General features: G+C 38.5%; 23 protein-coding genes. All 23 read right to left on the reverse strand.

What is annotated here, in order from left to right:
• Position 1: 1 nt before the first annotated feature.
• Entirely contained in the window at positions 2–1069 is a 1068-nt protein-coding gene (carA, locus tag RWP19_RS04860) for a glutamine-hydrolyzing carbamoyl-phosphate synthase small subunit (RefSeq protein ID WP_314356687.1), read from the reverse strand.
• A complete protein-coding gene (locus tag RWP19_RS04865) occupies positions 1066–2355 on the reverse strand; it encodes a dihydroorotase (RefSeq protein WP_314356688.1) in 1290 nt (429 codons plus the stop codon). The genes carA and RWP19_RS04865 overlap by 4 nt, the downstream gene beginning before the upstream one ends.
• Positions 2339–3289, reverse strand: coding sequence for an aspartate carbamoyltransferase catalytic subunit (locus RWP19_RS04870; protein WP_295209109.1), 951 nt, complete (start codon positions 3287–3289; stop codon positions 2339–2341). Before RWP19_RS04870 ends, RWP19_RS04865 begins: the two co-directional genes overlap by 17 nt.
• A 354-nt stretch (positions 3290–3643) precedes the next feature.
• The gene (locus RWP19_RS04875; protein WP_314356689.1) at positions 3644–6691 is read right to left on the reverse strand and encodes an ATPase; all 3048 of its coding nucleotides are present in this window, start codon (positions 6689–6691) and stop codon (positions 3644–3646) included.
• A gap of 12 nt (positions 6692–6703) precedes the next feature.
• Positions 6704–7651 carry a DNA-binding protein WhiA gene (gene whiA, locus RWP19_RS04880; protein ID WP_295209112.1) on the reverse strand — a complete coding sequence of 316 codons (948 nt, stop codon included), beginning with the start codon at positions 7649–7651 and terminating at the stop codon, positions 6704–6706.
• Between the two features lie 15 nt (positions 7652–7666).
• Positions 7667–9016, reverse strand: coding sequence for a uridine diphosphate-N-acetylglucosamine-binding protein YvcK (yvcK, locus tag RWP19_RS04885; RefSeq protein WP_314356690.1), 1350 nt, complete (start codon positions 9014–9016; stop codon positions 7667–7669).
• 12 nt (positions 9017–9028) lie between these two features.
• Positions 9029–9943 carry an RNase adapter RapZ gene (rapZ, locus tag RWP19_RS04890; RefSeq protein WP_295257978.1) on the reverse strand — a complete coding sequence of 305 codons (915 nt, stop codon included), beginning with the start codon at positions 9941–9943 and terminating at the stop codon, positions 9029–9031.
• Between the two features lie 12 nt (positions 9944–9955).
• Positions 9956–10768 carry a Cof-type HAD-IIB family hydrolase gene (locus RWP19_RS04895; RefSeq protein WP_314356691.1) on the reverse strand — a complete coding sequence of 271 codons (813 nt, stop codon included), beginning with the start codon at positions 10766–10768 and terminating at the stop codon, positions 9956–9958.
• 288 nt (positions 10769–11056) lie between these two features.
• Complete coding sequence (locus RWP19_RS04900; protein ID WP_314356692.1) at positions 11057–12268, reverse strand: putative porin; 1212 nt, start codon at positions 12266–12268, stop codon at positions 11057–11059.
• 605 nt (positions 12269–12873) lie between these two features.
• Positions 12874–14136 carry an S-layer homology domain-containing protein gene (locus RWP19_RS04905; protein WP_314356693.1) on the reverse strand — a complete coding sequence of 421 codons (1263 nt, stop codon included), beginning with the start codon at positions 14134–14136 and terminating at the stop codon, positions 12874–12876.
• A 611-nt stretch (positions 14137–14747) separates the two neighbouring features.
• On the reverse strand, positions 14748–15320 hold the full coding sequence (gene lepB / locus RWP19_RS04910; RefSeq protein WP_314356694.1) for a signal peptidase I: 573 nt from the start codon (positions 15318–15320) through the stop codon (positions 14748–14750).
• A gap of 9 nt (positions 15321–15329) precedes the next feature.
• Positions 15330–16199 (reverse strand): YitT family protein, encoded by an 870-nt coding sequence (locus RWP19_RS04915; RefSeq protein ID WP_314356695.1) that lies wholly within the window; start codon positions 16197–16199, stop codon positions 15330–15332.
• Positions 16189–16716: a hypothetical protein gene (locus tag RWP19_RS04920; protein WP_314356696.1), complete on the reverse strand. Its 528-nt coding sequence runs from the start codon at positions 16714–16716 to the stop codon at positions 16189–16191. The genes RWP19_RS04915 and RWP19_RS04920 overlap by 11 nt, the downstream gene beginning before the upstream one ends.
• A 115-nt stretch (positions 16717–16831) precedes the next feature.
• A complete protein-coding gene (locus RWP19_RS04925; protein ID WP_295207197.1) occupies positions 16832–18046 on the reverse strand; it encodes a DUF3084 domain-containing protein in 1215 nt (404 codons plus the stop codon).
• A 30-nt stretch (positions 18047–18076) separates the two neighbouring features.
• Positions 18077–19168 carry an LptF/LptG family permease gene (locus RWP19_RS04930; RefSeq protein WP_314356697.1) on the reverse strand — a complete coding sequence of 364 codons (1092 nt, stop codon included), beginning with the start codon at positions 19166–19168 and terminating at the stop codon, positions 18077–18079.
• A 9-nt stretch (positions 19169–19177) separates the two neighbouring features.
• Positions 19178–19897, reverse strand: a complete 720-nt coding sequence (gene lptB / locus RWP19_RS04935) for an LPS export ABC transporter ATP-binding protein (RefSeq protein WP_314356698.1) — start codon at positions 19895–19897, stop codon at positions 19178–19180.
• Positions 19898–19906: 9 nt separating this feature from the next.
• Positions 19907–20626 (reverse strand): LptA/OstA family protein, encoded by a 720-nt coding sequence (locus RWP19_RS04940; RefSeq protein WP_295207202.1) that lies wholly within the window; start codon positions 20624–20626, stop codon positions 19907–19909.
• Positions 20627–20640: 14 nt separating this feature from the next.
• Positions 20641–21177 (reverse strand): LPS export ABC transporter periplasmic protein LptC, encoded by a 537-nt coding sequence (lptC, locus tag RWP19_RS04945; protein ID WP_295288237.1) that lies wholly within the window; start codon positions 21175–21177, stop codon positions 20641–20643.
• Positions 21167–22096: a lysophospholipid acyltransferase family protein gene (locus tag RWP19_RS04950; RefSeq protein WP_314356700.1), complete on the reverse strand. Its 930-nt coding sequence runs from the start codon at positions 22094–22096 to the stop codon at positions 21167–21169. The genes lptC and RWP19_RS04950 overlap by 11 nt, the downstream gene beginning before the upstream one ends.
• A gap of 14 nt (positions 22097–22110) precedes the next feature.
• Positions 22111–22632, reverse strand: coding sequence for an HAD-IIIA family hydrolase (locus RWP19_RS04955; RefSeq protein ID WP_314356701.1), 522 nt, complete (start codon positions 22630–22632; stop codon positions 22111–22113).
• Positions 22632–23603 carry a KpsF/GutQ family sugar-phosphate isomerase gene (locus RWP19_RS04960; RefSeq protein WP_314356703.1) on the reverse strand — a complete coding sequence of 324 codons (972 nt, stop codon included), beginning with the start codon at positions 23601–23603 and terminating at the stop codon, positions 22632–22634. Before RWP19_RS04960 ends, RWP19_RS04955 begins: the two co-directional genes overlap by 1 nt.
• Positions 23604–23614: 11 nt before the next feature.
• On the reverse strand, positions 23615–24433 hold the full coding sequence (kdsA, locus tag RWP19_RS04965; protein WP_295288232.1) for a 3-deoxy-8-phosphooctulonate synthase: 819 nt from the start codon (positions 24431–24433) through the stop codon (positions 23615–23617).
• Entirely contained in the window at positions 24434–25165 is a 732-nt protein-coding gene (kdsB, locus tag RWP19_RS04970) for a 3-deoxy-manno-octulosonate cytidylyltransferase (protein ID WP_314356704.1), read from the reverse strand.
• Positions 25166–25172 lie beyond the last annotated feature (7 nt).

Consider the following 25172-nt stretch of genomic DNA (forward strand, 5'->3'; position numbering starts at 1 on the left):
ATTATTTTCCCTTTCTCATCAAGTCTTCAAATTCATCAAACAAATATAGATTATCAGTAGGTCCAGGGGACGCTTCTGGGTGATACTGTACGGAGAAGATTGGCAACTCTTTGTGGCGCATACCTTCCACAGTACCATCATTTACACTACGATGTGTAATTTCTACAAAGTCTGGCAAGGAAGTATCATCTACTGCATAGCCATGGTTTTGAGATGTAATATATACACGGCCTGTACGTAAATCTTGTACTGGATGATTAGAGCCACGGTGACCAAACTTCAATTTAAATGTTGTACCACCATAAGCTTGCGCCAATACTTGATGACCCATGCAAATGCCGAAGATTGGTTTTTTGCCGAACAATTTTTTTACCTCTTCTACGGCATAGCCAAGATCTTGAGGGTCTCCAGGGCCATTGGATAAGAATACACCATCTGGATTTGCTGCTAACACATCTTCAGCTTTAGCATCTGCAGGGAATACTGTAAGACGGCAACCAGCAGCTTCTAAAGAGCGAAGGATATTTTCCTTTACACCATAGTCCATTACAGCCACATGGAACTCAGCATTTTTATCGCCACGCATACCTTGCCATTTTGTAGTTACACGCATAACTTGATCTGTTGGCAAGTCTTGTTTAAATAATTTTTGAATATCTTCCATAGGGTAGTCAGAACGTACAAGTACGCCTTTCATTACACCATGGTTACGTAGAACACGTGTAATAGCACGTGTATCTACATCATAAAGGCAAGGGATGCCGTGTAAACGAAGATACTCGCTAAATAGGCCTTCATTTTGCCAGTTAGATGGAAAATCACACAATTCGCCTACGATAAAACCCTTACAATATGGTTTAGGACCTTGAGTAATAGCATTTAATGTACCATAGTTACCAACCAATGGATATGTTAATGTAATAATTTGATCCGCATAAGACGGGTCTGTCAAGATTTCTTGATAGCCTGTCATACCTGTATTGAATACAACTTCCCCAACTGTTGGAGCGCCGCCTAATAAGGAACCTTCAAATACGGAACCGTCTTCTAGTACTAACTTGCCTTTCATTGTAGGACTACGCCCTCCTTCATAACAATCTCACCGTCAACTACAGTAAGTTTCGCTTTACCAGTAACCATCATGCCATCAAATGGGCTAACTTTACCTTTTGTATAGAATTGATTTCTATCTACAGTCCATTGTTCTGTAGTAGAGAATACTGTAATATCCGCTGGTTTACCAACTTCTAAAATACCTGCATCTAAATGCATCAATTCAGCAGGACGTGTACTCATGTAATACACCACTTGATCGATGCTGAGTTTATCTGGACCGTAAGCATTTGTAATAACGCCAGCCAAAGACGTTTCAAGACCGCTAAAACCATTTGGAGCACAGCAGAACTCATGGTCTTTCTCCTCAAACGCATGAGGTGCATGGTCTGTAATAATTGCATCGATAGTGCCATCTTTCAAACCTTCTAGTAATGCTTGACGATGATCTTCAGAACGAATTGGTGGTGCCATTTTGAAAGCCGGGTTATATTCGCGCAAATATTCGTCAGTAAAGGATAGATGTTGACTCGTTACTTCACAAGTTACATTAATACCTTTTGCCTTTGCACGGCGTACCATATCCACTGTATTTTTACTACTTACGTGAGCGATATGGATATGACCACCTGTCATTTCCGCTAGTAAAATATCACGAGCTACAGCCAAATCTTCAGCTACAGCGGGACGCCCGATAACACCCATTTCATAAGATACAAAGCCTTCATGCATGTGACCATTCTTAGTCAATGTAATATCTTCAGCATGATCAATAACCATTTTATTAAACATGGAAGAGTATTCCAGCGCACGGCGCATAAATGCGGCATTTTCTACATAATGGCCATCATCAGAGTACGCTACAACACCTGCCTCTGCCATATCTCCTAATTCAGCAAGTTCTTTACCTTCAAGGTTCTTAGATACAGCACCGATGAATTCTACTTTTACTACACCCGTAAGTTCAGCTTGTTTTTTCAAGCCTCGTACAAGAGCCGCATTATCTACTACTGGTGTTGTATTCGCCATAGTCACAACACGTGTAAAACCACCAGCTGCTGCCGCTTGTGTACCGGAGTGGAAATCTTCTTTCGCTTCTTGTCCTGGTTCACGCAAATGTGTATGAATATCGATAAGGCCAGGTGCCACGATAAGACCTGTAGCATCATATACTTCAGCACCATCCGCACTCAAATTTTGACCGATGGCTACAATCTTACCATCTTTTACAAGAACGTCTGCTACTTCATGTTGTTGTTTTGCCGGATTAACTACCGTACCATTTTTAATAAGCAAGCTCACTACCGTCACCTCCATGAATTGTTAAGTACAATACAGCCATACGAACGGATACACCATTACGCACTTGTTCTTGAATTACTGATTGATCCCAGTAAGCTACATCTGGGGAGATTTCAAGGCCACGGTTCATTGGACCTGGATGCATAACCATAACATCATCTTTTGCAAGACTCAATACATCTTTATTGATACCAAAAATACGTGCATATTCTCGATTTGTTGGATATAAAGCGGAGTGAATACGTTCTAATTGAATACGAAGCACATTGACAACATCTGCATCCTTCACAGCTTCACGAACATCATGATGAATAGTAACACCCATTTTTTCAAGTTCAGGATAGAGCATCGTACGAGGACCAGCTAGATGAACATCAGCCCCCATTTTTGTAAGACCATAAATATCTGATCTTGCTACACGACTATGCATAATATCCCCAACAATTACGACTTTTTTACCTTCTAGAGAGCCTTTTTGTTCAATAATAGAGAACATATCGAGCAGTGCTTGAGTAGGATGTTCATGGGCACCATCGCCAGCATTGATGATGATAGGATCAACCGCTTTTGTCGCATATAGTGGCGCTCCTTCTGCACTACTACGCATAACAATTGCATCAGTCCCCATATAGGATAAAGTTAACAATGTATCGCGGAAGCTTTCACCTTTGCCCATAGAGGAACCACTTGGAGTAATATTGATTACATCAGCCCCTAAATATTTACCTGCTAATTCAAACGAACTACGCGTACGTGTACTAGGCTCCATGAATAGATTGATAATTGCCTTACCTTTCAAGTAAGGAATTTTTTTGTCATCAGACAAAACAACCTTTTTCATCTTTTTCGCCACATCAAGAATCAATTTAATTTCTTCAGGTGTAGCATGTTGTAATCCTAACAAATGTTTGCCATGCAAGCTCACTTGTCCCATGATTGCCTCCTAACTCATTTAACAAAAAAGACCTTTTGCCCAGGGCAAAAGGTCGCATAGTTTGCACAAAGAAGCCCTTGAGGGCGCTTCAACTATATGTCCTTTATCAGCCTCTCTGGACCAATTTAAAAGGTATTGTAAAATGCACTGGTCTCTCGTACCATTTCATTGCATTATCTTTATTTATTGTACTGAATCTACCCCTGAAAGTCAATGTAAAAGCAAAAGTTCATACGTATTTTAAAAAGAGGACAAGCCCAATAAACTAGCTTGTCCTCTTTATACTTCGACAACCATTTCCACTTAAGAAATCTATGATTAACTATAAATTATTTTTATTATTATAATCAAATTTTATCGCCCCATAGGGTTCAATTTTGATGAATTTTGATCATCGCTTTGTTGGCCTTGCTGTGAATCAGGTGGTACTTGGCCTTGTTGATCATAGATCATTGGATTTTGCTGTGCAGGTTGTTGATTTTGTTGAAGTTGACGCTGATTACGACGACGTGTATTTTGAGATGCAGTCGGTCTAGGTTTAGTTAACTCATCAATAGATACAGCATTTGGAATAGTTACACTTGGTGCATCCTTATGTACATCATCAAGTTCACTGAAGGAAGGTCCTGTTTTAGCAGCTTGTGCAGCTTTACGTTCCGCTTCAATTTGTTGACGAGCAAGCTCTGCATGACGACGAGCATTTTCTTGTTGTTCTTTAACGCGTTGAATCGCTTCAGCTCGTTCTTGTGCTTTACGTTCAACTTCAGCTTGTGCAAGAGCTTGTTGACGTGCTTCTTCCGCTTTACGTTCCGCTTCTAAATGAGCTTGATAACGTTCTTCAGCAATACGTTTTGCCTCTGCTGCTTGGCGCTCAGCTTCTGCTCTTTCTGCAGCCAACCTAGCTTGCTCTGCTTTACGTGCCTCGGCAGCTACACGTGCCTCTTCTGCTTTGCGGGCTTTCTCTGCTCGATTAGCCTCTTCTATGCGACGTGCTTCCTCTGCTCTACGAGCCTCTTCTGCACGTTTCGCTTCCGCTGCGATTCGTGCTTCCTCTGCCTTACGAAGTTCTTCTGCCCGTTTCGCTTCTGCTGCGATTCGAGCTTCCTCTGCTTTACGCAATTCTTCCTGACGTTTTGCTTCAGCCGCAACGCGTGCTTCTTCAGCTTTACGGGCAGCTTCAATTCTGGCCTCTTCAGCTTTACGCGCTTCTTCTGCTCGTTTTGCTTCTGCTGCAACGCGAGCTTCCTCTGCTTTACGTGCCTCTTCTATACGAGCCTCTTCGGCCTTACGCGCCTCTTCTGCTCGGCGTGCTTCTTCTGCTTTTCTAGCGGCTTCAATACGTTGTGCTTCTAAGGCAGCTTTTGCCTCTGCCGCTTTTCGAGCATCCTCTTGACGTTTTGCTTCTAATGCAGCCTGTTCAGCTGCACGTTGTGCTTCTAGTGCCGCTTTTGCTTCTGCTACTTTACGTGCTTCCTCGGCACGGCGTGCTTCTAATGCTTCTTGTTCTGCTTTTCGTTGCGCTTCTAAACGCGCTTTTGCTTCAGCAGCTAAGCGTTCTTCTTCAGCTTTTTTCGCCTCTAATGCTGCCTTTTCTGCTGCCCGTTGTGCTTCAAAACGAGCCTTAGCTTCTGCGGCTTGTCTAGCTTCTTCAGCTTTACGAGCGGCTTCAATGCGAGCAGCTTCAATTCTGCGTTCTTCTTCAGCCTTACGTGCTTCAGCTACTTTTCGATCAAGCTCAGCTTTTCTTTCAGCGTCCAATCGTTTAGCTTCTTCTGTTTGTCGCATCTCCTCAGCTTTTTTAGCTTCCAAGGCAGCTTTTTCTTTTGCAGCTTGAGCCTCTTGAGCCGCCTTCAATTCGGCCGCTTTGCGATCCGCCTCAGCTTTCTCTGCTAACTTGCGTTCCACTTCAGCATGTTTTGCTTCTGCTGCTTTACGCGCCAATTCTGCCTTTTCCGCTGCTACACGAGCTTCCTCAGCCTTCTTACGAGCTAACACTTCTTCTGCATCTTTTGCTTTTTTGAGCTGCCCCTCTTTTTTAGCATCTGCCACAGCTTTATTACTCAATTTTTTTGTTTCTTCATGAGCAATTGTTTCTGCTTGTTTAGATGGAGTCATAGCTGATTTAGAACTATCTACAGTTCCTTTATTGGTATCTTTACCGTTTATAGGACCTACAGGAATTTGTGTGCCACTTTGAGTTGGGTGCCCTAAAGTGTCAGTTACATCTTTTGGTACATTGACCGCAATAGTCTGATGTTTTTGTGGATTTGCAAGAGATTCAGGAATCAATAAGAATCGAATCGGCAAATTAGATGCTCCAGCAGGCATAAAATTCAAGGTTAATAAATCCCCTGCATTATAATTGCCCATAAGACGACTATCTAATATAGTACCGTCCCCTAAGGCAGTGATGCCATCGGCACCACCAATATGATAGGTCCGTGTATCTATTTGGCCTCTACGAGCACCCTGTTGGTGAAGTGCTTTTACCGTAAAGGAACCGGAATATGGTCCACCAAGAGGGTTAAAATACAATCTAAATGGTTCATTACCTTTGGTAGGAATTTTTAAAGTATATGAAACACCATAATTACCACGGTCACGAACAAATGATTTATTTTGCATTTCATCTACACCATTGATAAACGCATCCTCTTTGTCGTTACCAATTTCAACGAAGGCACCACCTAATGTAGTATCAAAAGGTGTGGTAACCTCCATATTACGCTTAGCCCCCGTATATGTACCGCGTAATTGAATTTCATCAATAGGTAAATTCTTAGCCCAATGAGATGCATCAATGGCATCCATACCCATAGGTAGCATCATAACACGGGCAAAGATTGGTGCCTCTGTTTTGATATCTACAATACCAGTAAATAAAGCATCTTGATATACTGGAGTATTTTCCAGATCAGTAAAGATTAACTGACGTCCTTGTGGTGGAATACTTAACGAATATAAAGGTCTCGCATTAGGACTTTCATCTAAAGGATGTTCTAAATCTTTACGGGATAAATCACGACCAGCCGCAAAATAATCTGGTGTAGCCACCGATTTTAACTGTCTCATCACATGAACAGTATTAGGATACGCTGTTTGGTTTTCTAATACGATAGCAATCTTATGGGGCTGATCCATTTCATTTACATGATAAAAGTAAATACGTCCGTTCCCATTAATTGTACCAGCGCTAAGCGTGCCACCTACGGGCCCAACATATTCAGGGCTATCCGATAATAACAATGTATCTGTTTGAGATACTAAACTTGGTGGTAACGGAGAAAACTGAAAATATCCAATTGATTGTAAATCTATATCACGAGCCTCTACATGGCCTGTAAGAGCTGCCATGGCGGCCATCGCCGCAGCTACACAATATTTTGATTTATAAGAAAACATAAATTAATACCTCTATATTTCTTCAAGCCCCATCGGGTCATACGTAAGTGCTAATGCTTCGATTTTTTTTAAACGATGGCCAATACCCGACTTGGATAATTCTCCATCCATCAATTCTTCAAGCTCTTTCAAGCTCGCTTCTGGATTGTCCCATCTCAATCTAGCTACAATTCGTAATTTTTCAGGCAATTCGTCTATACCAATTTCTCTATCAATGATTCGAATCGCTTTTACCTGACGTACCGCAGCATCTACAACCTTTTGCAAATTAGCAGTCTCACAATTTACTTGTCGATTAATTTGATTACGTACGGTCTTCATAATGCGCACATTTTCAAACTCCATCAGTGCTGATTGTGCCCCCATAATTTGTAAGCAATCTGTTACTGCATCACCTTCTTTAAGGTATACCACATACTCTTCCTTTCGCTCGGTTAAGCCTGCATGAATATGAAAGAGTCGTAACACATGGATAATTTCCTTAGCAAAATTCTCATTACCAGTCATAAACTCGAGATGATAGTCGCTTTGTGGTTTATTAACAGAGCCCCCACCTAAAAAGGCGCCCCGTAAAAAGGCACGACGTGCCTCCATAGATTTAAGCCAACTGCGAGGAATTTGCTCAGTTACTGGCCATAGAGCAAGATCTTCTAAAGCCTGTCGCCCTTCTATAGAGGGCTCCACCGATAAGGTGTACATATTTTTCTTACGCAAGTTTAACCCTTGTCGTACTAATACATTGGTAGGTAATTCATATTGTTTTTTTAATATGCCTAACAATCGACGAGCTACTGCATTATTTGCAGTAGCTAATCTAATACCAACAGCACCTTTCATTCCCAGAATGATAGAACCACCCATGCGCAATAAACAAGACGCTTCAATTTTCATGGCCACATCTGTATCACTAGAGGATTCATATTGGCATAATTCATTTTTTACATCTTCAGCAAATGACATAGGTATCCCTTCTCATTAATGATCATCACGTTGGAGATAATACTCTAAGATATGTGGTTCAGTATCTGATTGCATAGCATGAACAATATCCATAATTACTTTACCTAGCCGCTCAGGATCATGAACAGCCGGCTTTTTAGGACTTATCAATGTAGCTCGAATCGTACGAATCCCTTTAGCTTGTAGCTTCTTAGTATCTAATGCCACCGGTTCAGAACCTACTGCACTATACTGCTCAACCATTTGAATTGGTAATGGACCATCATTAGCCAGTACGGTATCCACAATACCTTCACCACCATGAGCAATGAGAGCCTCTACATGATCACTTAACGTATAGCCTGTCGTTTCTCCAGGTTGAGTCATAACATTAGCAATGTAAATTTTATTGGCTTTACTTGCTCTTACATGAGAAGCTAGCTTATCAGTCAATAAATTAGGAATAATACTAGTATATAAACTACCAGGTCCAAAGATAATTACATCTGCTTCATCGATAGCACGCAAAGCAGCCCCCTCTGGTTTAGGCTGTGCAGGTTCACTATACATATGGCGAATACGTTTACCCGAGTTAGGAATATTACTTTCCCCTTCTACAGTGGTACCATCTGTCATCTCTGCTATCAACTTAACAAACTCTGTAGATGAAGGAATTACACGGCCTCGTACACGTAATAACTTACTTGCCGCTTCAAGTGCTTCCTCCACATCGCCATCATATACTTGAGCCAATGCTGTAATAAAAAGATTACCAAAACTATGACCAGATAGTTCATTTTTCCCTTCAAAGCGATAACGGAAAAGATTTTCCATAACCCCTTCTTGTTCTGCTAATGCAACCAAGCAGTTCCTCAAATCACCAGGGGCAATCATTTTAAAGTCTTCACGTAAACGACCAGATGAACCACCATCATCAGCAACTGTAACAATAGCAGATAAATTAGATGTGTGTGTTTTCAATCCACGCAACAAATTAGAAAGCCCTGTACCACCGCCGATAACAACAATTTTAGGACCTTTATCTAAGCGTATATTTTGGAAAATAATATCCGATACTTTACTATCAGGATTAGGTAATACAGCGCGAATAATCGTTTTAACAACCTTACTAGTACCGATTAACATAAGAACGGCACCAATCGACAACATAACAGCACCCACAGCAATGAGTACATTATAATTGTAAAAGCCCGTCATATTATAGGAAAAGGCTAGTACAATATCTTCAAGAACAGCAAGCCATTGATAGTTAAACATCAAAGAAATGCCAATGATTAAAAGACCTACACCACAACTAAAGAGGGCAAGCCAACGTTTTATATTTAGGCCCGGAATAAGCCACCGAAACCATCTTTTTCGTAACATAAAGACCCCTATCTAGTTACCAAGTGTTTTAATCTCATGAGGATTATAATCTTCTTCTACATTGTTTTTCATCATATCACGATGTTCTACAGAAACACGATACCCCTTTTCTAAGAGATGAGAATATAATGCTTCTGCCATGGCCACAGATCTATGCATACCTCCAGTACAACCTACAGCCACGATAAATTGAGATTTTCCCTCTTGCTCATAATTAGGCACAAGAAAATCAATGGTATCAAAGTATCGTTTTTTAAATTCCTCTGTAACTTCAAAGGAATGAATGTATTCATTTACAGCTTTTACACGGCCTGTTTTATGCCGAAAATCTGGAATATAGAATGGATTTGGTAAAAATCGTACATCCCAAACCATATCAGCATCTAGGGGAATACCATATTTAAAGCCAAAGCTTACAACTGTAATAGACATGCCAAGGCCTTCATCCACCTGAGTAAAACGAGTTTTTAAATACTCTTTAAGACTGGCAGTTTTCATATTTGTTGTATCAATAATGAAGTCTGCTTTATGACGTACAGAATTTAAAATTTGGCGTTCCTCTTTTAATCCTGTAGTGATTAGTCCATCTGGAGCCAATGGATGGCTACGACGACTTTCTTTATATCGTCTAATTAAAGTCTCATCAGTAGCATCCATAAAGACGATTTCATAATTTACCTTCATTTCTCGTAAAGTTTCAAGAGAAGAAGAAAGGGCTTCAAAAAATTCACCACCGCGAATATCTACGACTAAAGCTACACGGTTTGTACGTTCTCCACCTTGTCGACAAATTTCACTTAACTTAGGAATAAGTACAGGCGGAATATTATCTATACATAGATAGCCCATATCTTCTAAAGCTTGTAGTACCTGGGTCTTACCGGCACCAGACATGCCTGTAACAATTAATAAACGAAATGCTTCCATAGTTTTACTCCATTATAAAAGATTCTTTTCTATCCAGTGAGCTACACCATCTTCATTATGATGGCCACATACTTCATGAGCCACAGATTTAACATGTTCCGTAGCATTTGAAACGGCTACCGAATATCCCGTTTCACTTAACATAGAAATATCATTTTCGGCATTACCAAAGGAAATTATATTTGCTAAATCAATATGATTATCTATAGCTAATCGGGCTAATGCACACCCTTTTGATACATTAGGTGCAGTAATTTCAAGGAAATCTCGTTGACTACGTACCAATGTAACTTCATTACCAACTAAAGGCATTAAGATTTCAATAATTCGATCAATGCCCTCTTCTGTATCAATGGCAATAAGCTTATTAGGTTCAGAAGAAAGTGTATAGATTGCATCACCTAAAAATTCAGCTACAGCCCCAGTTTGATGTTCATAACGATCAGATTGCCAGTTTTTATGATGACATAGCAAATGATCATTCACATAAGCTTGTATATGCCAATTATATTGTTGACCGAGTTGAAAAATATGATGCACTACATCTATAGGAACTGTTTGTTCAAATAGCTTATGTCCCGTTTCCAACTCCTGAATTAATCCACCAGAAAACAGAATCATAGGAACATTGCCAAGGTGTAATGCAGAACCAATTGGTTTTGCTGTCTGATACATACGTCCCGTAGCAATTGTTATACAAATTCCCTTCTCTTGTAAACGATGTAATACATTCACTGTATACTCAGAAACAGTATTATCACTTCGTACCAAGGTTTCATCACAATCTATAGCCACCATTTTAACATGAGAAAAAGAAGGATTCATTCTTACCTCCTTTACAAGAAAATCTAATACTCTTTATTATACCATTTATATAGCTTATATAGATAGAAATATACAGTAATACATCAATATAAAATGGAATTTCAAAACACATGAGTCAACTTTATTAGTAACCAAATTTATTAGTAATAAATATTACATGAAATTACTCAGTATATTACTAAAATAGCATAATAAAGGGTATTCTATATCAATTTATTATAGGAATATATATTAATCACAAAAAAAGAGACTCCCGAAGGAGTCTCTTTTATATAGTTAACTATCAAATTAGAATTTGTAGTTAAGGTCTGCACGGTAGAAGTCGGAAAGATCGTTACCAGCTTGGTCTTTCCAGTCGAAGCCGTAGTTAGCAGACAAGCCAACGTTGTTTTGCAATGCATAGTTAACGGAAGCCATCCAACCTTTAGCATCTGTAGGGTAGATGTGGTTGTAAGTAGTATCAACGATAGGAGCATTAGCTTTAGCGTTGAAGTATTGGCCTTTAACATCCCAAGAACCTTTTTTAGCGATGTTGTAGTCGCCATAGCCAAGACCTGCAGTCCAAGCTTGAGAGTCGTCAACGTGGGAATCTTTCAACCATTCGCCACCAACCCAAACTTTGTCGAAGTTAGCATTAGCGTTGAAGCCGTAGATATTTTTGTAACCATTAGTGCTATCTTGGTTTACGCGATCGTAGAAACCACCAACCATAGTGTGTTTACCTACTTTACCGTTCAAGCCAAGGTAAGTGTTAGTTACATTTTGATCTTTAGTCAAGCCAGCTGCTTCACCGGATACCATGTAACCGTAAGCTGCTTGAGCTTGGATTTTGTCGTTGCCAGCGTTCAATTGAGCACCGTCGAAAGTACCATCAAATGCTAAGCCGCCACCGATAACTTGGTTAAAACGACCAGCTTTCAAGGATACACGTTCGCCGAATTTATGGTTAACATAAGCGCGGTCAATTGTAGCGTTTGCATTACCTTTAGTAGTGGAGTCACCTAATTCGAAGTTGCCAGAAGTTACACGAACTACAGCGTCAGTGCGGTCGTTTACTTTTGCGTTGAATTGTACACGTGCACGAGCGTCGAATTTGGAGTCAGCATGTTCAGCATCTTGGTAACGAAGACGAGCATCACCAGTAACTTTTACGTTACCTACGCGGTCTTCCAAGCGAGCTACACGAACGCCCAAGTTATTCAATTCGTTGGAGAATTCGTCAGCCAAACGGTTGATCATAGCTTGTTGTTCAGCGTTAGCGCGGTCTTGGTTAGCCATAGCTTTAGCTACCATTTGAGCCATTTCGTAACGAGTGATGTTGTTTTGGCCTTTGAAAGTGCCATCTGGGTAACCATTAACGATACCAGCGTTTGCCAATTGGGAAACTGCTTGATATGCCCAAGAATCTGGAGTTACATCGGAGAATGGGTTAGCTGCGAATGCAGTAGTTACACCCAAAACTGCTGTTGCTGCAAAGATTGCTGCGAATTGTTTTTTCATAGTTGAATTCCTTCTTTCTGAAAAATAGAAATATAAAATGTTACAAGTCATAACATTCACATTCTACTCTGTTCTTCAGATTAAGAATTTTTGGGAGTGTCCACGTTTCCTCGCCACATTCTGCATCGAAGTTCTTCGTTTCATGTGTTTGTTACTTCTTGTAGGGTGATATTAGCATAACCTAATTTTCGTGTAAACCCTTTTTTCTCAATTCCATTCTCATTATAAAAATTTTATAATTTAAAATGCCCTCAAATTTAGATATTATCTAGTTTTATAGATGATATTTTTTTTACTAAAAATATCAAAATTTATCTATTTTCATAATAAATGAGATTTATTATCACATTTATTATGAAGTATATCTAATTAATATACTACTTATTAATTATCATTAGGTGTTTTTATGTATAAATGGTTCATAAATACCTCATACAATATATTGTGTAATACTTATCTTTATATACTAATCTAATTAAATTTGAATATTTACTATATATGAATTTATTCTACTATATATATACTATTATATACAAAATAAAATATTATATATTTTTATACAACAAAAAAGACTTCCGAAGAAGTCTTTTTTGTTTGTGAGGGAATTAGAATTTGTAGTTTAATTCTGCGCGGTAGAAATCGGAGAGATCGTTACCTTTTTGGTCCTTAGAGTTGAAACCATAACCAGCAGATAAGCCTACGTTATCTTGTACTGCGTAGTTTACGCTAGCCATATAACCTTTGTAACCATTAGATGTATTAGTTAAATCATAAGCTTGATCCCAAGTGGAGCTTACGATTGGCGCATTAGCTTTTTGGTTGAAGTATTGACCTTTCACATCCCATGTACCTTTTTTAGCGATGTCGTAATTACCATAACCAACACCAGCTGTCCAAGCTTGGGAATCATTTACGTTGGAAGCTTTCAACCATTCACCACCAACCCAAACTTTGTCTTTACGGAAGTCTGCATTGAAGCCATATACATCTTGGCTATCAGAGTTTACTGTGGAACCGTTATGGTTCAAGTTACCGCTAGATAATTTGGAGTAGAAGCCACCAACTGTAGATTCTTGACCAACTTTACCTTTAACACCTACATATGCAACGGAAGGATTATCGGATTTGGAGTTGCCATCAGCAGCGCCTTCCATCATATAACCATAAGCACCTTGTACTTGAACTTTGTCATTACCTACGTTCAATTGAGCACCATCAAATGTATCATCGTACATTAAACCGCTACCAATTGTTTGTTGGAAACGACCACCTTTTGCGGATACATGATTACCAAATTTATGATCTACATATGCACGATCGATTGTTGCATCAGCACCTTTTGTAGAATCCCCGAATTCATAACCACCTTTTACACGAACAACAGCTTCAGTTTTATCATTTACTTTACCATTGAATTGAACACGTGCACGGCCATCTGTTAAGGATTTGCTGTTAGCTTTGTAAACGCCTTTATCTTCAGATCCTTGATAACGAATACGAGCATCACCAGTAACTTTAACATTACCTACGCGATCTTCCAAACGAGATACGCGAACACCCAAGCTGTTCAACTCATTGGAGAACTCATCTGCCAAGCGGTTAATCATTGCTTGTTGTTCTGCATTAGCACGATCTTGGTTAGCCATTGCTTTAGCTACCATTTGAGCCATTTCATAACGAGTGATATTGTTTTGGCCTTTGAAAGTACCATCTGGATAACCATTAACGATACCAGATTGTGCTAGTTGGGATACTGCTTGGTATGCCCAGCTATCTGGAGTTACATCGGAGAATGGGTTAGCAGCGAATGCTGTTGTTACACCTAATACTGCTGTTGCTGCAAAAATTGTTGCGAATTGTTTTTTCATAATGAATTCCTTCTTTCTTATAAATAAGAATTTATAGTATCAGAAGACGTTCACTGTATAAGCGGTATAACTATGAAAGATATATTAGGAGTGTCCACGTTTCCTCGACTATATTATCTATCACAGCCTCACCTCTTTATTAGTGGTGCCTTGCTGTGATTAGAATATATCACCGTCTAATTTTTTTGTAAAGCATTTTATACAACTAAATTTTATGAAATTTCTTTCATGAATAAAAATAAACTTATAAACATAGATTTCACCTGTATTTCTCGAAATTAAATTTTGTACAATTTCATTTTATTTATCTAAAATTCATGTATTTTAGACGATAAATCTACAACTTTTAATTATTATAAATAATAAATTTTACATTATTTGATATGTTTTATTAATATATACACCTAAAATATAATTAGATTCCCTTATTCTATTATTGATATCTATATTTTATTTTTCTAATTTCTATTAGTAATAACCTTATCAATGCCATTCATCATATATTTTCCCTTAAATTATGTCATTAAAAATATTAAGCTATAAATAACTATTATATAAATACAAAAAGCCTCTCTATAGTAATTACTACTATAGAGAGGCTTTTTAAAGCATTAAATTGCATAGGATACAAACCCAAGCACATGATCAACTGGAACAGGACCAATAAAACGACTATCACTGGAATGATTTCTGTTATCTCCCATCACAAATACATGACCTTCAGGAACTGTAACAGATGTAGAACGTGTATAATTCATTATTGTATCTTTAGTATATGGTTCTTGTAATTCTTCACCATTACGCCATACATGACCATCCTTAAATTCCAATACATCACCAGGACGTCCAATAACGCGTTTTACCCAAACATCATTTGTTTGTGCCGCTTTATTAAATACCGATGCATAGTTCATTAATGGTTCTTCTACATCATCTACCCAAGTACGTGCACGATTAACGCGACTATCAATGATTACAATTTGTCCATAATTTGGCATTTCATTCATAATATGATGCCACTTTGTTACGATTAAATATTGACCATTGTGTAATGTATCCTCCATTGATTCACCAGATACGCGTGTTGGTTGAATCAAGAAAATATGAATTACCATGGCTATAATTAATGCCAATACAATGGCATAAATCCAATCTAATATTTCTTTTACTATTTTATTACTCATATTAACCCCTTAATGACCTTTTTTTGTAAATCTACCACCGAATACATCATGTACATCTTGAATTGTAATAAATGCCGATGGATCTACTTCATAAACAGTATTTTTTAACCTCATAATTTCAAGTCTTGTTACTACAGAATATAAAACATGCTTAGGTTGCTTTAAATAGCCCCCTTCACCATACATAATTGTAACACCACGATTAAGGTTCGCATTTAATGCATCCGCAATATTCTTAGAGTTCTCTGCATCTGTAATAATCATTACCCCTTTAGATTCATCAAGACCTGTAATTGTAATATCAATCATCTTATAAGCAATGAAATAAGCGATTAAGGAATACATAGCGCTATTCCAACTATATACAAATCCTGCAGCACCGAGAATAATAAGATTCATGGCCATTACGATTTCACCAACTGAGAACGTAGAGCGCCTATCAAATATAATTGCTACTATTTCAGAACCATCCAAAGAACCGCCATTACGTATAATCAAACCTACCCCAATACCTAAAATGATACCACCAAAGATAGCACCCAAAAACGGATCCGATGTAATTGGTGTAAAATCATGAGCAAAGGTTGAAAAAATAGCCATCCATACGATAGAGAAGAGTGTAGAAAAGGTAAAATTTTTGCCGTTAGCTCTATAACCAAGATATAAGAAAGGCAAGTTAAAGAGTACGACAAAAATACTAAATGAAATTCCAGAAAGCTCTGCAGCCATCAAAGAAATACCAACTACACCACCATCGATAATACTATTCGGTACTAAAAATAAATCTAAGCCTATAGTGTAAATTAGGGCGCCTAAAATCATCATTAAGCAACGCATAATAAAATTTGACCAGTTATGAGTTGAAGTTTCATTTTTCATGCACTTCTCCTTTACCGTACAACTGTTCCATAGCATGTAATCTTTTTTCTTCTAACACACTAGCGTCCATCGCATCATCATGTATGTTTTTAGCAGCTTGGCTCAACTGTTTTGTATACCGCAAGCCAATAACAAATGCGGTCAAATCATCTACAGGTTCTGGAGGAAATTGCATAGACGTAGGAATAATTCTACGCCATCCTGTAGGAGGATTATATTTCCAATATAGTTTTCTAGCCTCCTCCGTACTATGCGACTCATCAATTAAGCTAGTCGTAATTCTATGATTTCGTCCAATTTGTTGAAGAGATGGATACAAATATTTATGATTTGTACCATTTCCACATACAATATGAACAATTCCATAATATTCAGTTAATGTTTTTTCAATTTCATGGTTGAATTGTTTTGTCATAATAATTTTACGACAAACCATAGTACCAGACGGTGTTAAAATTGCCACACCAGTTTTCTCATTACCTGGATCTACAGCCAAAATGTATGTAGTATCAGTCATATAACTATCCTCGTTTAAAATACAGTAGTTATATTTTAACACAAAACGAAGGTCTTATGTAAAAATTTACATAAGACCTTCTTTTAAAATATATAAAACCAAATTACTATTCATATTAATAAGCTGGCATTTTTGCCTTATCATTAAAAACAGGCATTTGGGTAATACGCAACTTAAGATGTACAGGCCCCGATGAATAAGTATCACCATCAACATACGCTTCTACATGAACCTTCCCATTAATAGTCGCAACACGTCGAATAGCAGTAAATAAATCATCCCCTGGTATCGTTCCGATATCCCCAGATAAGGAATCTGGAATGATGCCTTTCGCTCTCGCCTTTTCATTGACTTGCTTTAAAAATTGAAGCATAGCAGATTGAGCATTAGGTCCTCCATCCATTACAGCAGAGTGGATTACTTCTCCATTTTTAAATATAAATTGTTGCGGATACACTTGAATAACTGCCACTGCAGGTTCTCCAGCAATAATATTTCCAGCAGCCACAACTTGAACGACCATTGGAGTCTTTGCACTATTAAGCTTTTGTGTAGCAACCTCAATATTTTGGCGATCTACATATACAACAGCTTGACCTTGGTCTTCTATACCTAGTCGACGTAGTACCAATTTATTGGTGTCATCAATAATATTTTTAATAGCTGCTTGACTATCTTCTTCACTTAAACCTGGTCGAACAACAGCTTGTGCCAATAATTGATCAACTTGGAAAAGAATAGTTCCTTCACGCAAATGAATTATACCATTTTGCAACTGTTCTTGTGTTGTTTGGAGTTGCTTAATATGAGCTTCCATCTTAGCTCTTGTTGCTTCTAAATCAGCTAACTTTTTAGATACTTCATCATATGAAGCTTGAAGTGTTGCTAATTCAGCTTCAGTCGCATCTTTAGCAGCCTGCGCACTAGCTAATTCAGCCTTTGTAACTTCAACTTCGCTGCGAATTTGTTCTATTTCAGCCATTCGTTCTGCTAACTCTTTTTTATTTTGTTCAAGCAAAGCTTGCCCACGAATAAGCTCTTGTGTCTTAGCGGCTACCTCATCATTGAGTTGCTTCATATCAGCTCGCAATTGATCCATCCCAAAGAGAGCTGTTCTTACGCTTTGAGAGGTAATAGTTAATACACCTACCGTAGCAGCTGCAACTAGTAAACCCGTTACGATAGTAACAATAATCGATGTGTGCTTAGGCCTTAATCCAAAGAGGGACATGCGACGCTTACCAACTTTAGTGCCTAACTTATCCCCCATGTAGGCAATAAGTCCACCCATAAGGGCAATAATAACTAATATTTTAACACCTACTAACATCGAGTCCCTCCTTTCTTAAGTTACAATTATCTATTTAGATACACGCCAGTTTAAGTATAAGCCAGCTATTATTCCTAATGTATCCGGAATTAATGCTGCAAATACAGTCGGCAATGCACCACCTTTACCTAATGCACCAGCAAATGTCATCACCCCATAATAAATAAAGATGATTAAAATACTGATACCAAAACCAATAGATGAGCTAGAACGTTGCTTTTGAAGACCTAATGGAGCACCTACAAGAGCAAATACAAAGCTAGCTAATGGAATAGTAAAACGTTGATACATTTCCATTTCTAATTTATTTGAATTCGTATAAGCAGCCTTATACGCTTTAATTTGATGACGTAATTCTTTGATTGTTAGTTCTTCTGGTTTACGTTGATCTTGTTGAATATCTTTTGGCGCAGACTTAATTGGCAAGGATTGCTCCTTGAACTTCATTGTACGTTCTACACCATCACCAGCAGAAATATCATAAATGATACCGTTTTGCATCACCCAATATTGACCATTCCAAACAGCAGTATCTGCATTTTCAACCTGTTGTAACTTGCCGCCTTCACCAAACTGTTGCACCGTAATCATGCTCAACTTTTTAGTCTCCGCATCATAGCTTTTAGCATACATTAATGTGCCTAAATCATTACCATTCATTGTTTTTAAAACGATATGATTTTGTGTTTGAGGCGATGCATTTTTCATAATCTGTTCGCGCACAATCGTTTGATACATATTATTTGTGCGTGGTACAACAAATTCATTAAATGCAACAGCACCAATTGAGATAATTAGAGCTATGATGTATACCGGCATCGCTAAACGTAAAAAGCTAAGACCACCAGCACGCATAACAACAATCTCACTAGTACTACTCAATCGACTAAAGGTCATAAGTGAAGCCAATAGTACTGACATTGGGAATGTTAAGATAACAATGCTTGGCAATGCCAACACAAAAGCTTTCATAACGAGAACTAGCGGTGCCCCATATTCAGTAATATATTGAGCAATTCTAAACAATGTGCCTGTGCCAATAAAAATACTGGTAAAAGCAAATACCCCAAATAGAAATGGGCCTACAAAGGCTTTTAATATATATTTATCTAATAATCTCATAGTCCCCTCCTACAATCTAAAGTTATCCCCTAAGTAATGCTCACGAGCGATTGGGTCGTTTGCAATTTCTTCAGGGGTGCCTTCTAGGAGGATCTTACCACTACTTAAAATATAAGCCTTGTCTACAATCCCCAATGTTTCGCGCACATTGTGATCCGTAATCAGGATACCAATGCCGCGATTTTTAACATGCAAAATGATTTGTTGAATATCTGCAACCGCGATAGGGTCGACGCCAGCAAAAGGTTCATCGAGAAGAATAAAATTCGGTTCTAACGCAAGGCAACGAGCAATTTCTACACGGCGGCGTTCACCACCAGATAGTTGCATCCCCATACGCTCCCGAACATGACCGATATGAAATTCTTCAATAAGAGATTCCACTATAGCTTCAATTTCATCAGATTTCTTTGATGTTGTTTGTAACATTGCACGAATATTATCCTCAACAGTCATGGATCGAAAAATTGATGCTTCTTGAGGAAGATACCCAATACCTTCAGCAGCACGTTTATACATTGGAATATTCGTAATATCCTTGCCATCAACGGTAATGATGCCAGAACTAGGTCGTTCAATGCCTACAATCATATAGAATGACGTAGTCTTCCCTGCCCCATTAGGACCTAGGAGCCCAACGACCTGCCCCTTATCAACGCGTAAACTAACTCCGTCTACGACATTGCGACCGCTAAAGGTTTTGACTAAGTTTTTGGTTTCTATATACATATTTAATCCTTATTGATTTGGAACAATGATAAGCGTACTACGACCACCTAATGTTTCAGCAGAATCATCAGCAAGACGAATTTTAAGCTCTGGTGCATTGAGTACATTACCATTTTGAACAGCATGAGCAGAGCCAGATAATAGTACAACCCCATCATTTTGATTAGGTGTTTGCGTATAGGTAGCGCGCTCCGCAGAGCCAGATACGTTTCGTTCTGGATTAGAGAATGTCACATCCCCTTGTGCTACTGCACGAATTTCTTTTAGCCAACCTTCAACTTGATTACCTGTCAAAGTAGTGCCTTCTGCAATTAAACGAGCGTTGCCAGATACAAGGCCATACTCAGTATCTGTATTATATTCAACTTTATCGCCAAAAATTTGACGATCACTACGTTGTAAATGAACACCGCCATTAGCAGTGAATTTATTATTATTGTAGCTGTGCACTGATTGTGCAGACATAGCCATATCAGAACCAATCATAGATACGCCACCATCAAGATTTGCTTCCTGAGTTTTTGTATTATACCATCCATTAGCACCAGTCATCGTTTTATCAGCTTGAGTAATTACTACATTACCTTTTGCATCAGCACGCCCCGTATTGCCATCATAAGATAATGTATCTGCGCTAATAGTCAAAGGATCATTTGCGGCCCAAGCTGTAACAGATGCTGTCATAAGCATAGCCAAAATAGCCATACCAATCTGTTTTTTCTTATTCATTATATTTCCTCGCATTACTTCTTCGTTAACTTTGCATTACCAATAGCTTTAATTTTCTTCAAGGACATATTTCCTTCAAGTTTATCACCAGTTAATGTTATATCTTTACTGTTATAGGTAAAGGCAGATTTAGATGTCAACGTTTTCGTCTTATTATCAAAGTGAAGTGCATCAGTTTTAAACTCAGCTCCATCAGTATTTGTGGCTGTAACACCTTGATCAATATCAAGGGAGTTGCGATCACCGGTCAATACAGCATGAGGTGCTGTGATTGTTGTAGTTACATCATCTTGATAGAAAAGACCTTTTAAATTGGTCAGGACAATAGCTTTTGTACGTGGATCATATTCAATCTTTTCAGCTGATAATGCCCACACTAGCTTACCATCTTTTTCCTCTTGTAGGTCGGCTCCTTGGAAGTTAACAAGTTGTCCATTCTGATTTTGAGTAGTACCCACATCACCAGAGTCTTTCATAATATATATAATTAGACCAATTAGAGCCAACACTATAGCGGCCACTATGGCAATTAATTTTTTATTATTTTTCATGTGCCCTCTCCCGTGCAGCTATCTTCTTATCATAATCAATAATTTGGTCCATCCTAGTCATCCAACGATGTTGGAACCAAAGCCACTCATCTGGATGCTCACGAATAAAAGCTTCTGTAACACGTACACATTCCTCAGTTAGACGATACATATCTGCATCTTCATCACCTGTATCAATATAATATAAGGCTGGTAGAATGTGAACAATATGACCACCTTCAGGCTTGCGGGATGCAAAAATTGGAACTACTGGTGAGCCAAATTTTTTGGCAAATGTAGCAGGACCTATAACCGCTGAAGACTCCTGTCCCAAAAATGGAATAGGTAATCCATTAATATAGCCATCTTGGTCTGCTAAAAAACCAAGTAATTTTTTCTTTTTTAATGCCTTAGCAGCAGAAACAATTTCATTACCACCGCTAGCAAACACATCAAGCCCTACCATCTCACGATATTCATTCATAAGACGAGTAAATTGAGCATTAGGTTGTTTCTTAACAATTGTAGTAGATGGGTACCCATGAGCAGCCATAGCGCCTCCCATCCATTCCCAGTTGCCAATATGACCAGTAAGAACTATGACACCTTTATCGTTAGCGATGGCTTTCTCTAAATGTTCTACCCCTCGCATTTCAATATATTTATTGATAAAAGATTTTGTTAGATTTGGCATGTACAAGACTTCCATAACACTACGGCCAAGATTCTTAAACAATTTTTCAATCAATTGTTCCGCTTCTTGATCATTCATGTTCATGCCAATCTTTATATTCTTTATACCTCTGAGTTTTTGCTTCTTCGCTATAAGACCATATACTGGCCCTAAACTAGCGCCTATGAGCAAAATGAGCTTGTATGGCAGTCGGCAAACAAGCCAGCTAATACCTTTAACTAAATGGTATTGCCATTCGTTATTCATTCTGCCCACCTCCTTTATTGTCCATGAGCATGGGCCTCTCGTGCATAGTCTGCTACAATAGTTTCCCACAGTCCTTGATTCTTCAAGATATATTCTACAGCCTCTCTAACAGCACCATGGCCACCATTGACAGTAGAAATAAATTTAGCTAATTGTTTAACCTCTGATACCGCATTATTTGGTGCCATCGGTAGACCTACAATTTGGAGTGCTCCTAAATCATTTAGGTCATCCCCCATATACGCAATCGACTCTAATTTAATTTGATATTCCTCACAAAGGGTTCTTAATGCTTCTGTTTTATTGGCATGGCCCATAAGTAGTGCATCAAAATGAAGCTCTTTAGCGCGTCGCTCAACCATCGGAGATATCCGGGCTGTAATAATAGCAAGCTTAAGTCCTGCTTTTCGAGCTGCCGTTAAGCCTAAGCCATCTTTTACAGAAAAAGACTTAATCTCTTCCCCACTTGATGTATAGATTAGAGTACCATCAGATAGCACACCATCAACATCAAGAACTATCCATTGAATATTCATTACACAATGCCTCTACGCAATAAATCCGTAATATGAACAATGCCTAGACATTTGTTATCTGTATCTACAACTGGTAACACAGTAATAGGGCGAGGTTGGTTTTTCTCCATTAAATGAAGAGCTTCAGCCGCTAATTTATCCTTTGTAATCGTACGAGGCATAGAGGTCATCATATCCTCCACAGGCCATTCTAGAAAATTACTACCAGAATCTAATCCGCGACGCACATCACCATCGGTAACAAGGCCGAATAAATGACCTTCTTCATCGATAACATTGGTAGCACCTAAACCTTTTTCAGTCATTACAAAGAGTGCATCTCGAACTGTTGCACCTTTGAATACCGTAGGATTATCATCTCCACCATGCATAATATTTTCTACAGTCAACAATAATTTACGACCAAGAGACCCACCTGGATGGAATACAGCAAAGTTTTCAGGTGTAAAATGATGTCGTTCTAATAAACATACAGCTAATGCATCTCCTAATGCTAAAGCAACAGTAGTACTTGTAGTTGGCGCTAAACCCAATGGACAAGCTTCACGTTCTACCTCTGCTAGCAATACAATATCGGAGTTCTTAGCCAATGTAGATTCCGGTTTACCTACAACGCAAATTAATTTAGCACCAATGCGACGTAAAGATGGCAAAATACTAATGATTTCACCTGTTTCACCACTATTAGAAAAAGCTAATACTACATCATCTTCCGTAATCATGCCAAGATCGCCATGCACACCTTCACCGGGATGCATAAATAGTGCTGGTGTACCAGTACTAGCCAAGGTAGCCGCAATTTTACGACCAATATGACCAGATTTTCCCATCCCAGTACATACTACACGCCCCTTACAAGCCAAAATCATATTTACAGCATTTACAAAGTTGTGATCCAAACGAGAACTTAATTCTTCAATAGCACGTGCTTCCTCATGAAGCACCTGTGCTGCTTGTTCTAAAATAGTCACAAATACCGCCCCTAACCTTTAACGATTTTATCAATAGCTACTAAATCGCGTAGCACAGCTTCAAATTGATCTAAATACAACATGTTTGGACCATCAGATAATGCTTCCTCTGGGTTATCATGTACTTCAAAGAATAGGCCATCTACGCCGCTAGCTACAGCCGCGCGAGCCAAGTTAGGTACAAATTCACGATTACCGCTAGATTTAGTACCTGCACCACCTGGTAATTGAACGCTATGAGTAGCATCAAAGATTACTGGATAATCAAAAGCGCGCATAATTGGGAACGATCTCATATCTACTACGAGGTTGTTATAGCCAAAGCTAAAACCGCGTTCTGTAAGCATAAGATTTTCGTTACCAGTTTCTTTCATTTTATTAAGAACATTTTCCATATCCTTAGGAGCCATAAATTGACCTTTTTTTACATTTACGCATTTACCAGTTTTAGCAGCCCCATATACAAGGTCTGTTTGGCGACATAAGAATGCAGGAATTTGAAGAATATCTAATACTTCAGCAGCAGGCTCAATTTGCTCGATAGAGTGAATGTCACTTACAATAGGCACATTAAGTTCCTTCTTGATAGATGCAAGCATTTTTAGGCCTTCCTCTAAACCTGGGCCACGAAATGAACCAAAACTAGAACGATTGGCTTTATCGAAAGATGCTTTAAAGATGTAAGGAACGCCTAAACGATGACAAATTTCTTTTGCTCGTTTACCAATAGTTAAGGTACGATCATAGTCCTCAATAACACAAGGACCTGCAAGGACGAAGAGACCTTTGCCGCCACCAACTGTAATATCTTTAATTTGAACTGTTTTCATTTATTTCTCCTCTTGCTCGTAAATTGCATTTACACGAGCTAAGTCTTCAGGTGTATCAACACCAATAAATCGTTTATCCGTAAGAATAACACGAATAGTGTAGCCATTTTCAAGAGCTCGCAATTGCTCTAACGATTCAGTTTTTTCCGCAGGAGTCGGTTCCATCTTTGCATAGTTTAATAAAAAATCTCTACGATATGCATAGATACCAATATGTTTAAGTGGAGCACGTACAAAATCATGGCGAGGATAGGGAATTAAAGATCTAGAAAAATACATTGCATCATTGCGATTATTTAAAATAACCTTCACCGCTGATGGCTCATCATATTCATCTTCCAACAAAGGAGTAGCTACGGTTGCCATTTGTAAGTTTGGATCCTCTTCAAAAAGTTGGGCCAAATCATCTATAAGTTTAGGCTCAATCATAGGTTCATCACCTTGAACATTAATAATGACATCTAAGCCAGTATAATAACTAGCAACCTCCGCTAATCGATCCGTTCCTGTAGGGTGATCAGGATCTGTCATCATAACAGTTCCCCCAAAGTTTTGAACTGCAGAATATACACGATCATCATCAGTAGCAACAATAGTACATTCTGTCTTTGTCGCTTGTGACACCCGTGCATAAACCCTTTCAATCATTGGTTTACCTGCAATATCCGCTAATGGTTTCCCTGGTAATCTTGTAGAACCATAACGAGCAGGAATAACGCATCCAAACTTCACAATAAAA

The organism is uncultured Veillonella sp. (assembly GCF_963522475.1).
In the GTDB taxonomy this organism is placed as follows: Bacteria; Bacillota; Negativicutes; order Veillonellales; family Veillonellaceae; genus Veillonella.

Coding starts and splice junctions, on each gene's coding strand:
- carA (WP_314356687.1), bottom strand. CDS start 1,069: ATGAAAGGCAAGTTAGTACTAGAAGACGGTTCCGTATTTGAAGGTTCC.
- RWP19_RS04870 (WP_295209109.1), bottom strand. CDS start 3,289: ATGGGACAAGTGAGCTTGCATGGCAAACATTTGTTAGGATTACAACAT.
- RWP19_RS04875 (WP_314356689.1), bottom strand. CDS start 6,691: ATGTTTTCTTATAAATCAAAATATTGTGTAGCTGCGGCGATGGCCGCC.
- whiA (WP_295209112.1), bottom strand. CDS start 7,651: ATGTCATTTGCTGAAGATGTAAAAAATGAATTATGCCAATATGAATCC.
- yvcK (WP_314356690.1), bottom strand. CDS start 9,016: ATGTTACGAAAAAGATGGTTTCGGTGGCTTATTCCGGGCCTAAATATA.
- rapZ (WP_295257978.1), bottom strand. CDS start 9,943: ATGGAAGCATTTCGTTTATTAATTGTTACAGGCATGTCTGGTGCCGGT.
- RWP19_RS04895 (WP_314356691.1), bottom strand. CDS start 10,768: ATGAATCCTTCTTTTTCTCATGTTAAAATGGTGGCTATAGATTGTGAT.
- RWP19_RS04900 (WP_314356692.1), bottom strand. CDS start 12,268: ATGAAAAAACAATTCGCAGCAATCTTTGCAGCAACAGCAGTTTTGGGT.
- RWP19_RS04905 (WP_314356693.1), bottom strand. CDS start 14,136: ATGAAAAAACAATTCGCAACAATTTTTGCAGCAACAGCAGTATTAGGT.
- lepB (WP_314356694.1), bottom strand. CDS start 15,320: ATGAGTAATAAAATAGTAAAAGAAATATTAGATTGGATTTATGCCATT.
- RWP19_RS04915 (WP_314356695.1), bottom strand. CDS start 16,199: ATGAAAAATGAAACTTCAACTCATAACTGGTCAAATTTTATTATGCGT.
- RWP19_RS04920 (WP_314356696.1), bottom strand. CDS start 16,716: ATGACTGATACTACATACATTTTGGCTGTAGATCCAGGTAATGAGAAA.
- RWP19_RS04925 (WP_295207197.1), bottom strand. CDS start 18,046: ATGTTAGTAGGTGTTAAAATATTAGTTATTATTGCCCTTATGGGTGGA.
- RWP19_RS04930 (WP_314356697.1), bottom strand. CDS start 19,168: ATGAGATTATTAGATAAATATATATTAAAAGCCTTTGTAGGCCCATTT.
- lptB (WP_314356698.1), bottom strand. CDS start 19,897: ATGTATATAGAAACCAAAAACTTAGTCAAAACCTTTAGCGGTCGCAAT.
- RWP19_RS04940 (WP_295207202.1), bottom strand. CDS start 20,626: ATGAATAAGAAAAAACAGATTGGTATGGCTATTTTGGCTATGCTTATG.
- lptC (WP_295288237.1), bottom strand. CDS start 21,177: ATGAAAAATAATAAAAAATTAATTGCCATAGTGGCCGCTATAGTGTTG.
- RWP19_RS04950 (WP_314356700.1), bottom strand. CDS start 22,096: ATGAATAACGAATGGCAATACCATTTAGTTAAAGGTATTAGCTGGCTT.
- RWP19_RS04955 (WP_314356701.1), bottom strand. CDS start 22,632: ATGAATATTCAATGGATAGTTCTTGATGTTGATGGTGTGCTATCTGAT.
- kdsA (WP_295288232.1), bottom strand. CDS start 24,433: ATGAAAACAGTTCAAATTAAAGATATTACAGTTGGTGGCGGCAAAGGT.